This window comes from Acidobacteriota bacterium, from assembly GCA_040754075.1.
GTDB lineage: Bacteria > Acidobacteriota > Blastocatellia > UBA7656 > UBA7656 > JBFMDH01.
On record JBFMDH010000010.1, the window covers coordinates 29,679 to 42,791 of the forward strand.

Below are 13,113 nucleotides of genomic sequence, written 5' to 3' on the forward strand. Positions count from 1 at the left end.
TAACTTTAGACTCCGGACTCCAGACTTCAGACTCCAGACTTTATAGTCAGGTTGCCGTCGCCAATGATGGTTTTTGTACTGTCGGCATCGGCAAAGCCCATCGCTTTGGCGGCGCGGTCTTGGGGAATGCGGGTAAGCGCAATGTCGCCTGCGGCAATTGCCTCTTTAAATTTGCTGCCCGCCGCCCACAAGGTTAAAAAGGTCGGATATTCGGTTGCGGCATTGGCATTCGTAGCGATTGCGCCGCACGCCACTTTAAATCCGCCTGCAACCAAATCAACCGCATGATGTTTGCCGTAACAACCGGTCGAATAGAGCATTCGGAGTTTGTGCCGGTGATTTAACTCTAAAAGTTCCTGTTTGATTGATTCGGTTGAATATTCGCCATCTTCAAAAAATAAAACTTTTTCATCACCATGCAGATGCAAAATCACATCAATTGCTTGAAGCGAATCTTCGTTTGTGAGAGCCGCAAGCGTGGTTAAGAAATTCGTCAGCGTTGCCGGTTCTCCAACCAGCTTATGAAAATGTCGGTAACGCGAACCGAGAATCATGTCCGTGAGTTTAACGCCCGAATGTTCGATGAATTGATAAAGCCAGCGCAAATCGCTTCTGCCGTGGGTCACCAGGTTTGAAACGACAACCAAAGCCCGTTCATTACTGGTAATTGAACCTTCACTGTTCATTTTGGAAAACAACCTCAGTATTCATTTTCTCTCGACAAAATGATGAACAAATTTGCTTTAACAAGTTTTTACAAATTTAACCGGTTTTGACAATGTGCAGATTCTAGCGTGGCGTATAGTAATGCATTGAATTGCCAAAGTTGTGCAAGGCGATTTTGTCTCGCAAATTCGGACTATTTTTATTCATTCAAAAGGTGCAATGAAAAACCGAGCGATTCAATCAAGAATAAAAAAGTTGGTTTGCCGGTTCAGTCTTCTGCTTGCCGTTGCCATTTTTCCCGGCTCATCCGTGTCCGCTCAATCACCCGCACCCGAAGATATTATCGCAGCTTCCATCAAAGCCATTGGCGGGCAAGCGTCGGTAAATCGCATTCGCAGCATTTACGCTTTTGCGAGTTGCAGGGGACCGCGAGGAGCTTACACCACCGAAATTCAATCGGCGCGCGGTAATCGCTTGATGTTTAAACAGGTGCGAGTCGGTGGCAACACCTTTATCGGGTATGTGAACGGTGAAACCGCCTGGACGGTTGATTCGCGGAAACAGGAATTTTCATTACTCGATAAAACCGGCGCATGGATGATTCGCGGTCACGAATTTCAAATGATTCCGCTGGCGCTTGGAGAGCGATACAAAAATTTTTCGGTTGAAGGCAAAGAAAATTTTGCCGGCGCAAGTTGCATCAAAATACGCGCCGTTGATGAACTCAATTTAACCACTTATCTGTTTTTTAACTGGCAAACCAAATTATTAGCCGGAGTGATCAGCCCCAACCCCGCAAGTGATAAAGGCGAAGTCATCACCGTTGTCTACAAAGAATGGCGAACAGTAGGCAAAGTGAAAATCCCCGGCAAAGTAAGGGCTACGGATTCCACCGGCGATTTCCTTCTCGATTTTCACACCATTCGATTGAACACTGTCGATAACAAAATTTTTGCGATTCCTGCAACGGTCACCGCTCAAGTCGAACTCATGCAAATGCACGAACAGGCGCGAAAAGCTCATTTTGGCAAAGACGCGAAACTGATGGTTTCAATGTTTGCTGATGACCATATCAATATTTCCGCCGGTAAAATTAATCGACCGATAAGAGAAGACATTATAAAAAGAATTCAAGGCTATTTCGACCAGGTGGAATTCATTGAATGGGATGATATGGAACCGCCAATCATTCGCGTCGCCAAAGATGCCTCGATGGCATATAAGATTGTAAAAAAACGTGTGCGGCTTAAAACCCAAAATGAACAGGGGCAGACTGTCGAAGAGACAACCATTTTTGCCTGGATGGAGACTTATGAAAAAGCCAATGGCAAATGGATTCTCAAAGCTGTGGCTTCAACCAATGAGCCGCCGTCGTTTGAACTATTCAAAGCCAACCGCGACCCGGCAATGGAAGCGATACAAAGTTATCAGGAGAATCAGTGAGGCAAAAGTTTCTTTAAATTAAACAAAAGGCGAATGATTCTTGATTGGAATCATTCGCCTTTTGTTGATTACTGCTTGGGTTTGACCGATGAAGGCGCGGCAATGGTTGCAGCTTTATTGGGTCCTGTGGGTTTCGGCGGCAACTTCACGGGACGTGAGAGTTTTTTCATCACTTCAGCAACCGCGCGTTCAAGTTGCTGGTCGCGACCTTTGATTAATTCTTTCGGGTCGTTATCGACTTCGATGTCCGGGTCAACGCCGTAGCCTTCGATAATCCATTCGCCTTTGGTGTTGGCAAATCCGAATTCGGGAACGTTGACCACCCCGCCATCAATCAACTGCCCGCGACTGGTGATGCCGACGACACCGCCCCACGAACGTTTGCCGATGAGTTGCCCAAGTCCCGCTTCGCGAAACATCGCCGGGAAAATATCGCCGTCCGAAGCCGAGTTTTCGTTCAACATCGCCGCCATCGGCCCAATGAATACGCCATCAGGATAAGTCGTGGCTTCATCATTGGTGCGCGAATAACCGAGCGCCAAAGGTTTACGCCGCAAGCGTTCAATCAACATCCTCGACACATTGCCGCCGCCATTGGCGCGCACGTCAACGACTAAGCCTTCTTTGTCGAGTTGCGGATAGTACCACTTGATGAATTCGCGTATGCCATTTGCGCCCATATCCGGCACATGTAAATAACCTATGCGACCGTTCGACATTTCACCAACTTTTTTACGGTTTTCACTAATCCAACCGAGATAAATTAAATTGGTTTCATCGGTGACCGGTTTAAACGAAACAGTGCGCGCGCCATCCATTGACGGTTTGCTGTTGAGCGTCAGTTGAACAGGATTATCGGCTTTGTTTTTCAATAAACGATAGGGGTCGTCGTTGGCTTTCAACTCTTCGCCGTTGATTGCCAGAACATAATCGCCGACTTTGGCATCGACGCCGACTTCCGTGAGCGGCGAACGATAGATGTCTTCTTCGTTCTGTCCCTCAAAAATTTTAGCGATTTTGTATCTGCCCGCGGCTTTATCGAGTTCAAAGCGCGCGCCCGGTAGCGCGACGCGAGGACGCGGGGGCAACTGGAAATCGCCGCCATCAATATAGGCGTGTTGCACCGTGAGTTCGGAAATCATTTCATGAATCACATAGTTCAAATCCGAACGATGTCCGACATAGGGAAGCCAGGCGCGATACTGCTCGCGAATCTTTTCCCAATCGAATCCATGCATATTCGGAACATAAAACCAGTCGCGATAACGTCGCCACACTTCATTAAAAATCTGATTCCATTCTTCGGTCGGGTTGATGTCTGCCATCAAGCCTGCGGTTGACACGGGTTTTTTAGTGCGTTCGCCTTGCGGGTTGGCATCATACATCGACAGTTGATTGCCCTGTGCGATTAACACTTTTGCGCCATCACCCGACAACACATAGGTTCCCGCGCCTTCAACCAACGTCGTCTCTTTGCGGTCTTTGAGGGAATAGATTCTGACAGATGCCGGACGCTCCGGCGCGCGACCATAATAAAAAGCCGGAGTGACGAAATAGAGCAGATGCCCGGTCTTCGCCGAAAGCCCCGCATAGTTATCGGCTTGCAGAGGAACACGCGCGACTCTTTGATTGATGCCGTCAAAATCAATGCTTAAATCCGCAGCCGGTTTTGCGCTCTGGGCATTGGCTGAATCGGTTTTTGGTTTATCGCCTTCTTCTTTGGTAACCGTCACCTCATCGCTTTCGGAAGGGAAGGGATGTTTGACATCTTTGCGAAGCGCGAGCGCATGAATACTGGTATTGCGATTGGTCGCATAGTTGAATTCGACGGTGGAAATCTGCGGCACATAATCGCGATTGCTGAGAAAATAGAGGAAATTGCCTTGCGGGTCCCACGCCGGATTAAAGGCATTAAACAAGGCGTCTGTGACTTTGTTTAATTTGTTGGCATTGCCATCCCAGATATAAACCGAAGAGTAACCGTTGGCATTTCCCATGCTGAAGGTTAAAAAATTGCCTTTCGGCGACCACGAATAATCCTGAATCTGTCCGCGCGGCGAATCAACAATCTCGGTCAATTTTTTATCCGCCATATTTAAAACGTAAATTTTGCCGTCTTTGTCACCAAACGCCAGGCGCTTGCCATCGGCTGACCATTCAGGCGCATAACGCATGGCTTTGCCGCCGGTGGTCATTTGTTCGGCGGGCAATGAACCATCCTGGGCGATAAGGTAGATTTCTTCTTCGCCGGTCTTATCGGAAATAAAGGCGATGCGCGAACCATCGGGCGACCAGCGCGGCAGTTTATCGTGGGCATTCGATGACGCGGTTAAATTGCGCGTCGGACCTTTTTCAACCGGGGCGGTAAAAATATCGCCGCGCGCCGCAAATAAAACGCGCTCGCCTTTCGGGCTGAGTTCGAGATTTTCGATGAAGTTGGCGACATTGATTCTGGTCGGTCGGCGATATAATCCGTCATCGGGAACGGTGATGGAAATCGAGATGGTTTTTCTGGATTTCACATCGAAGGTTTGCAATTCACCGTTGAGTTCATAAACGATGCGACTGTCATCATCGGAAGAGGGCCAGCGAATGTCCCATTCTTTATTGAAAGTTTGTTGGGCGGTTTTGCCGCTGGTGACATCATAGGCATAGAGGTTGAAATGACCGTCTTTATCGGAACTGTAAAAAACCGTGTTGCCAATCCACATCGGGTCGCGAGAAGCGCGCGGTCCTTCGGAAATTTTTTTCGCGTCGTAGGTCTTTAAATCGAAAATGAAAAGGGTGTTTGCCTGTCCGCCGCCATAGCGTTTTTCCGAACGAAAATCGCGGGTGCGCGGGCTGTAGACCATTTTCGCGCCATCGGGCGAATAATCGCCGGAACCGGCTTCGGGCATTGGTAAGGCTTCAGCCGCGCCGCCTTCGATGGAGACGCTGTAGAGTTTGCTTTGCGGCAAGGTCCAGGAATCGCGTTGCGAACGGAAGATGACTGCCTTGCCATCATTCGTCCAACCATAAACCTGATTGTCATAACCCCAGCGCGGCGCAAAGGGACCCTTTGCCGGATAAAAGGTCAGTTGTTTGGGAACGCCGCCGGTCGCCGGGACGATGTAAACCTGTTCATCGCCATCGTATTGACCGGTGAAGGCTATCCATTTGCCGTCGGGCGAAAATTTCGCGAATACTTCGACGCCCGGATGCGCCGTCAGGCGGGTTGCCATGCCGCCGGTCGCCGGGGCTGTCCACAAATCACCGGCATAAGTGAAGACGACTTTATCGCCCTGAATATCGGGAAAGCGCAACAGTTTGGTTTGCGCCGACAATTTGACAGGCAGCAGCAGAAACACTGCGACCAGCATAGCTTTAAATAAAAGTTTGCAATGCATGCGAAGACTCCTCCAAAAATTTTCCATTGATTAGTATAAAAGTTTACGACAAGTTCGCGATTTTGTTTAATACAAGAGCGTAACGGGAACCGCGGAGTATCTCAAAAACATTTACCCGATTAAACTCGAAAAATTGATTATACTTTTCGGTTCATTAACCGTTGTCAAAATAGGTTAAATATGTCAAAGAGTTGTAAAAATCTGCGGCAAAATACACCGGCAGGCGTTTAGGTATTGTATAGTGTCGAAGGCGCAATGGGGAGGATTTGTGGATAGGGTTTTTATCGAAAAAGTGAAGAAGTTTTTTCGCCAACACATCATCATTATTGGACTGGTTGCGGCGCTCATCCCCTTAATGGCGCTTTTAGGGATGCAATATCAGTCGCTTTCAAAACTTCAGGCAACGATGCCCGCTTATCAAAACGAATTATTTAAAAAATATCTAACCTCGGTTACCGAAGACATCTCGGAACAATATTATTACAAAGCCGAAGAATTACTGGCAGTTCCCAATTATGCAATCCCCAATCGCGTCAACGGCATCGTGCAAACGGATGGCGACAGAAACAAACTGGTCAATCTGATGCAGGACGTTGCGGAGCATTTCAAAACCAGAGAGTTTGAAGGCGCTAAAAGATATTTCGTCGCTTTTGCAGTTAAAAATCCCAAACCCGGCGGCGAAAGCCTCGCTGTGACGCTCTTTTATAATCCTGAAAAGAAGGCGATGGAGTTCAGAGATGACACCCCGGAATGGCGTGCCATTCAAGTCGCCTTCGCGCCATTTCTGCTGTACATCCGTTCGGAAGTCGCAGTTGATTCGCGACCGCAAGGGTTGGAAAGAGACCGCAATCATCCGCTGATTCTCAAACCGATTACCGAAAAGGATAAAATCATCGGCATCGCCGGGATGATTTTAAATCGCGACTATTTTTTAAATCAGGTGGTTCCCAAAGCCATTGACACTTATCTGCCGAAAGTTTTACCCGATTCCTATAAAAACACCATCGTTACAGTTCGCGAATACGACGGCGAGTTGATCTATTCGACACGCCCTTATGAGGGCAAAGAGGACGAAGCCCATATGACCGGATTTGAATTCGTTTTTCGCCGGTTGATGCTGGGTGTGGTTTCGTGGCAGGCGATTGATAAAAACGTGGCACAGCGGTCATTTTATATCAGCCTGTCGCTTTCGATTTTGATGACCGCTTTGTTAATTACCGCCATCGGCTTGACCTTTAGAGCCGCGTCACGCGAAATGCGGTTGTCGCAAATGAAAGCCGATTTTGTTTCCAATGTCTCACATGAACTGAGAACGCCGCTCTCATCAATTCGCGTATTCGGTGAATTTTTGCGACTGGGCAGAGTCAAGGACGAGAAAAAGATTCGCGAGTACGGCGAATACATCGAAACCGAAAGCCGCAGACTGACACGTTTGATTGATAACATACTGGATTTTTCAAAAATCGAATCCGGTCGCAAGACTTATCAATTTGTCGAAGGCGATATCGTCGAAGTCATTAGCGACACCTTGAAAGCCTTTGAAGTGCGCTTGCAACAAAACGGTTTCATCGTTGATTTTGATAGACCGGCAACGCCTTTGCCGAAAGCCATCATCGATCAAGACGCCATCGCGCAGGCGTTCATCAATCTGCTCGATAACGCGGTTAAATATTCCGGCGAAGAGAAGAAGATTGATGTCGAGATCAGCGAAAGAGATGACTACATCACGATTTCCGTGACCGATTACGGTATCGGTATTCCACGCGAGGAACGCGATAAAATTTTCGATAAGTTTTATCGCGTGAGCACCGGCTTGGTTCACGACGTCAAAGGCAGTGGCTTGGGACTTTCAATTGTTAAACATATTGTCGAGGCGCATAACGGTTTGGTGACCGTGAGCAGTCGCACAGGGCAGGGAAGCACCTTTACGATTCACATACCGGCAGAGATGAGCGCCGGTGCGAAGAATAAAAAAGAAGGGAAAACCAGTGGAATCGTTGCGGATTTGGCAACCAGCAAGTGAGGGCTGTCGTGATAGGAAAAATGCGCGGGTCGAGCAAGCCGTGGCTCACCGCATAGCTTAAAGCGAGCGGTCTTTGACCACGCTAAAAGTTAGGCAAGCTCAAAGTTAAGCAAGCGGTCTTTGACCGCGCTTAGTTAATCTCAAGTTGAGCAAGCGGTCTTTGACCGCGCCTTACTCGGTTTAGAGTTTATTGGATTATAAGGATGTGATGAGTATGACCAAGGTTCTAGTAGTAGAAGACGACCCGGCAATGGCGGTCGCGCTTCGCGATGGATTTGATTACGAAGGCTATCATGTATCGGTCGCTAAAGATGGTCAGGCAGGACTGCACGCCGCTTCGGAAGAAAATTGGGACATTATGATTTTAGATGTGATGTTGCCGAAAATGAGCGGTCTGGATGTTTGTAAGCAACTGAGAAACGACGGCAATCAAGTGCCGATCATTCTGCTTACGGCGCGCGGGCAGGAGATTGATAAAGTCTTGGGGCTTAAACTCGGTGCCGATGATTATGTGACCAAGCCCTTCAGTTTTATGGAACTGATGGCGCGCGTCGAAGCGATCCTCAGACGCGCAACCAAACAGACATCCAATATTGATATTTATTCGTTTGGTGATGTTCACCTGGACTTCAAAAAATGCGAAGCCACTAAAGCACACACACCGCTTGAACTTTCTCACCGCGAATTTAACATCCTGAAATATTTCATCGAACATCGCGGCGAAGTATTAACCCGCGACCAGTTGCTCGATTCGGTCTGGGGATATGAAAGTTTTCCGCTGACGCGCACGGTTGATACACACATTGCTAAACTGAGGCAGAAAATCGAAGACGACCCGGGCAATCCCAACTTCATCATTACGGTTCATCGCGTCGGTTATAAATTCATGGGGTAGCCTTTGGCTACCCCATGAACAGCGTTTCATTTGCCATTATCATAATAGGTCGCGTCCTTAATAATCTTTCCCTGTTTAACGGTTAAAATCGAACAAATCGGCAGACTCCATTTCCCGCCATTTTTAATCGAACCGCTTGAGATAAACTCGACAATGACTTTATCGTCCGCAGCATAAACCCCAACGATTTCATCGCGAATATCGGGCGACATTTTTTCCATACCCGAATATTTGGCGATTAACGCTTCACGTCGCTTTTTCACATATTCAGCGCCGTAGGAGGGGTCGAGAAATTCGGCGTCCTCGATGTAAAAGCTTGCCATCTTTGCCCAGTCGTGTTGGTTGAACGCCTCAAACATTTGCAGGGCGACTTTGACATTGGGATTCGTTAAGTCCCATTTTGGTTTAGCAGCTTTCTCCCCGGTTTGGGTAGCGAAAACTTGAGATGAGGATTGGGCAAAACTGAAAATTCCGCCGCCAAGGAGAAGCATCATTCCCCAAATTGCTAATCGAAATAGCGATTTCATCGCTGGGACCTCCAATTAGAAAATTACCGCAACTCGCGAATCGAAAAATATTGTTGGGTGGAAGCGAAAAGGTTATTTGAAGGAAATGTTGTGTGGCTCAATTGAACCGAAACCCAGCCGATTTTTTATAACGTCCTTTTGAGCCACTCGCACTGTGGAGCATACGAAATTCGTTAATAAGAGTCATCAAATCGCTGTTAAAAGATGTGAAAAGTTGTAAAAACGCCCATCGAATAAAAAAATCAGCCGAGAAGCAACCGATTACCGGCTTTTTAATTTGTCGATTGCGGCGCTGAGTTCCTGAATATCTTTATCGAGTTGGTCGATGTTGCCTTTATCGACTTCATTGAGCACTCCAAGCTCACTCATTTTAATGAACAGTTCGCGGCTGCGCTGCATCACCCGCCGCGCCTGCTGGTAATAATCAATCCGTTGTTGCAGATTGACGGTTTTTTGTTCAGCCAGATATTTATAAACATCGGCAAAGTATTTATATCCGACGGCGGCATCTCTGAGCGTGTTGCCATGCGATGGATTGTTTTGTAGCAACTGTTCAACAATTTCCATTGATTGTTGATAAAGCGCCAGACCTTCATCCCCTTTACCGGTTTGTGCCAAGGTGTAACCGACATTGCTCAGACTGTTGGCGAAATCTCTTAGGAGTTGAACATTAGCCGGGTCAGTCTGGCTCAGTTGTTCGCGCAATTTCAGGGCTTTCTGATAAGCCTCAAGGGCTTTGGTGATGTCGCCCGAATACCAGTAGGTATCGCCAATGCCATTATAGGCTACGCCCAGTTCGCGTTGCGCGCGCGCATTATTCGGGGAATCTCTGGCAACGCTTTCGAGCAGTTCGATGGCTTTCAATGAGCTTTGCAATGCGCCGGTTTTATCGCCGCTATCGAAAAGCCAGGTGCTCATCAACCGGTGAGTGATTGCCAGACGGCGGCGCATCTGCCAATTATCCGGGTCTTTGGCGTAGAGTGATTCGCTAATGACGAGCGCCTTTTTCATACTCGCCAAACCCTCTTCCATATTGCCGCCGCGCGCTGTCGCTTCACCGATTTGTTCAAGGCTGGATGAGATGAGTTGAAGGATTTCCGGTTTGTCAGGCGCTTTTTTATTGAGGGTTTCAGCTATCTCGAAGGCTTTTTGATACTGCTCCTTTGCCTCAGTCAATTGGTGATTCATCTGGTAAATATCGCCAACCCGATGATAACTGGTCGCCAGTTCAATGCCGATTGCCTGGTCGTCCGCCGCCAGCGCAAACAAGCGCTCTCTAATCATCAAGGATTTGCGATAACTGTCTAACGCGCCATCCGGGTCGCCGAGATTGGCATTATACGGATTGCCCTGAATATCGCCGACCTTTTGATAAGCCGTCGCTAATTCGCGTTGCAGCGTCGCGTCGTCATGCGATTCACCCGCGAGACTATCCAAATAATTCAAAGCTTTGCTGACCAGCAGTTTTCGCGCAGGCGTTGAGCCGGGCAGATTTTCAATCTGGTCATGAATTTCAAACATGAAGGAGTTTGCCAGTTGCCGGACATCATTGAATCGCTGCTCGGCTCGGATTTTCTGCAATCGGGCAATGCGCGCCTGCCACAAGGTCGCAACCACGCCGGCGATGATGGCGAGGATGACCAGAGCGGCTGCCGCGACCCCGACTTTATTGCGATTGACGAATTTCAAAGCGCGATAGGAAAAGGTTGGTTTGCGCGCAATGACCGGCAACCCTTCAAGGTGGCGGCGCAAATCTTCGGAAAGCTGTTCAACCGAAGCATAACGCCTCTGCGGTTCCTTGCGCATCGCCATCAACACAATGTTGTCGAGGTCGCCTTGTAATCGGCGACGCAATTTATCGGGCTGACCTTCGCGCGTGCGGCTGACGCTTTCCGGCGTGAGGCTCAATTCCGTATCAATCGCATAAGGATTGGTCTCTATGCGATTGATGACGGTGCTCGGTTTTTCCGGCTCCTGTTCGCAAATCACCTGAGCGATGACGTGCGGGACGCGACTTTGAAATTGATAAGGGCGATGACCGGTGAGCAGCTCATAAAGCACGACGCCCAGTGAATAAATATCGCTTGAGGTAGTCAGGGGTTCGCCGCGCACCTGTTCAGGGCTGGCATATTCGGGCGTCATCGGTCCCATTGGACCTGCGGTTAAATCCAGCGTCAAATTCGATAACGCGGGATTGAGTAATTTGGCGATGCCGAAATCGAGTAGATGTGGCGTGCCATCCTGGCTGACCAGGATGTTACCGGGTTTGAGGTCGCGATGAATGACCAGATTCTGGTGCGCGTAATGCACCGCCGAACAGACTGTGCGAAACAGACGCACACGCTCGGCGGTCGTCAGTTTATTGCGGTCGCAATAATCATCAATCGGCAAGCCTTCGATGTAATCCATCACCAGATAGGGAATACCTTCTTCGGTGGTGCCGCCATCAAGGAGCTTGGCAATGTTGGGGTGGTCTAAACTTGCGAGAATCTGGCGTTCGCTCAAAAAGCGGCGACGAATAAATTCATTATCAGCGCCGCCGCGTATGAGTTTGATGGCGACACGTTTTTTGTACTGGTCATCGGCACGGGTGGCGAGGTAAACCGCGCCCATGCCGCCGTGTCCGATTTCGCGGATGATTTGATAATTGCCCAGCCGACGACCTTCAAAAACCGCTTCGTCTTTTTTGGTGATGAAATCATCAGGAGGGCGAAAGGCAGGGGCTTCGATGAAGTCATCGGCTTCCTCGTTCATTGCCAGTAATTCTTCGACCTCTTGTTTTAACAGCGGGTCATCGGCGCAGGCTTCATTGAGATAGGCTTCGCGCTCAGCGGGCAGTTTATCGAGCGCCACCTGAAAGATTTCTTTGACCTGATGATAACGCTTTGAACTGTAATCAAGCGTCTGCTGTAGGTTTTCTTCACTCATTTTTCAGTTCACGATAAAGCCAGGCTTTTGCCCAATTCCATTCGCGTTTAATAGTCGCCGGAGAAATTTTTAAAACTTCGGCGGTTTCTTCGATGGTGAGTCCGCCGAAAAAGCGGAGTTCGATGATTTTGCTCTGTTTTGGGTCAATCTGTTCGAGTCTCTGCAAGGCGTCATCGAGCGCCACCAAATCCAAATCACGTTCCTGTTGAGGAAGTTCGATAGCGGCATCAATCGTCAGTTTCTGCGCTCCGCCGCCGCGTTTGGCGTAGAGATGACTGCGCGCATGGTCTACGAGTATGCGGCGCATCATTTGTGCTGCAACGCCGATGAAATGGGCGCGATTCTGCCAGTTGACCGCTTTTTGATCAATGATTCGCAAATAGGCTTCGTTGATTAAGGCGGTCGCCTGCAAAGTATGGCCGACGCGCTCGCGGCGCAAATAATGGTCGGCTAAGCGATGGAGTTCCTGATAGACCAGCGGCAATAACTCTTCAAGCGCCTGCGGTTCACCGCCTTGCCAATCAACCAGCAATTGGGTGACGTCTTTGGGTGAGGAAGACATATGGATACACCTCCGATTGCGCGAATTGATTCAATCTATGCTGCCGAGAATATCTGCTCAAAAAGTACCTGTCAATTTTAGGAAAAAAGATTATGGAAAATGAGCCAATCGCAAACCCGTTCTCGCGTTACCCGGTGAGCAACAATTAATGCTCAATTTAAAACGACTATTGAAGACCAGAATAAAAGGTAGGAGGAAATCGGAAATGAATTGCAATCAGTGCGGTATAGATAATCAGATGGGCGCGCAATTTTGTCGAGCCTGCGCGCAGCCATTACTGGCGAATCAACAATTCAATCAACAGAATTTTAACGGACAACAACAGTTCAATCACCAATTTAATCAACCCAGACAAAGCGCCAGCGGACGCGCTATCACGGCGATGATTTTAAGTATCGTCGGCGTTTTTCTCTGTGGGTTGTTTGCCAGCATTCCCGGAATGATTCTCGGCAAAATGGAAATAAATGCCATTGACGAAGGGCGCGCGCCGCTTGCCGGAAAAGGCTTTGCGCAAACCGGCTTTTATGTCGGCATGGTCGGCACAGGACTTTCGCTTTTATGCGGCGGCTTTTACCTGCTCTCGCTTTTTGCTTCTTATGGCGGTTATTAAGGAAAATCAATGCAGCAGTGCTGCCAATCGCGAATATTAAAATTTTATTCGGCTCAAGATGAAAAATTTTTGA

Annotated in this window: 9 protein-coding genes; 4 read left to right on the plus strand and 5 right to left on the minus strand. The window is 48.5% G+C overall.

The annotated features are described in order from the left end of the window. Positions 1 to 26: 26 nt before the first annotated feature. A complete protein-coding gene (locus tag AB1757_12750; GenBank protein ID MEW6127900.1) occupies positions 27 to 686 on the minus strand; it encodes a hypothetical protein in 660 nt (219 codons plus the stop codon). 199 nt (positions 687 to 885) lie between these two features. Between AB1757_12750 and AB1757_12755 the strand changes: the two genes are divergently transcribed. Beyond that, positions 886 to 2,109: a hypothetical protein gene (locus tag AB1757_12755; GenBank protein MEW6127901.1), complete on the plus strand. Its 1,224-nt coding sequence runs from the start codon at positions 886 to 888 to the stop codon at positions 2,107 to 2,109. Positions 2,110 to 2,177: 68 nt separating this feature from the next. Here the strand turns inward: AB1757_12755 and AB1757_12760 are convergent, their stop codons facing one another. Then, on the minus strand, positions 2,178 to 5,495 hold the full coding sequence (locus AB1757_12760) for a S41 family peptidase (GenBank protein MEW6127902.1): 3,318 nt from the start codon (positions 5,493 to 5,495) through the stop codon (positions 2,178 to 2,180). 268 nt (positions 5,496 to 5,763) lie between these two features. Here AB1757_12760 and AB1757_12765 point away from each other — a divergent pair, with 268 nt between their 5' ends. Together AB1757_12765 and AB1757_12770 are read left to right on the plus strand one after the other, a co-directional pair. Then, a complete protein-coding gene (locus tag AB1757_12765; GenBank protein ID MEW6127903.1) occupies positions 5,764 to 7,518 on the plus strand; it encodes a HAMP domain-containing sensor histidine kinase in 1,755 nt (584 codons plus the stop codon). A 214-nt stretch (positions 7,519 to 7,732) separates the two neighbouring features. After that, positions 7,733 to 8,413: a response regulator transcription factor gene (locus AB1757_12770; protein MEW6127904.1), complete on the plus strand. Its 681-nt coding sequence runs from the start codon at positions 7,733 to 7,735 to the stop codon at positions 8,411 to 8,413. 26 nt (positions 8,414 to 8,439) lie between these two features. Here AB1757_12770 and AB1757_12775 read toward each other — a convergent pair whose 3' ends face one another. From AB1757_12775 to AB1757_12785, 3 genes are all read right to left on the minus strand, one after another. Continuing rightward, entirely contained in the window at positions 8,440 to 8,940 is a 501-nt protein-coding gene (locus tag AB1757_12775) for a nuclear transport factor 2 family protein (protein ID MEW6127905.1), read from the minus strand. A 261-nt stretch (positions 8,941 to 9,201) separates the two neighbouring features. Next, entirely contained in the window at positions 9,202 to 11,868 is a 2,667-nt protein-coding gene (locus tag AB1757_12780) for a protein kinase (protein MEW6127906.1), read from the minus strand. Next, positions 11,861 to 12,430, minus strand: a complete 570-nt coding sequence (locus AB1757_12785; GenBank protein ID MEW6127907.1) for a sigma-70 family RNA polymerase sigma factor — start codon at positions 12,428 to 12,430, stop codon at positions 11,861 to 11,863. Before AB1757_12785 ends, AB1757_12780 begins: the two co-directional genes overlap by 8 nt. Positions 12,431 to 12,635: 205 nt before the next feature. On the opposite strand from AB1757_12785, the gene AB1757_12790 reads away from it, so the two are divergent. Next, positions 12,636 to 13,040: a DUF4190 domain-containing protein gene (locus tag AB1757_12790; GenBank protein MEW6127908.1), complete on the plus strand. Its 405-nt coding sequence runs from the start codon at positions 12,636 to 12,638 to the stop codon at positions 13,038 to 13,040. The last annotated feature ends 73 nt before the right edge of the window (positions 13,041 to 13,113 follow it).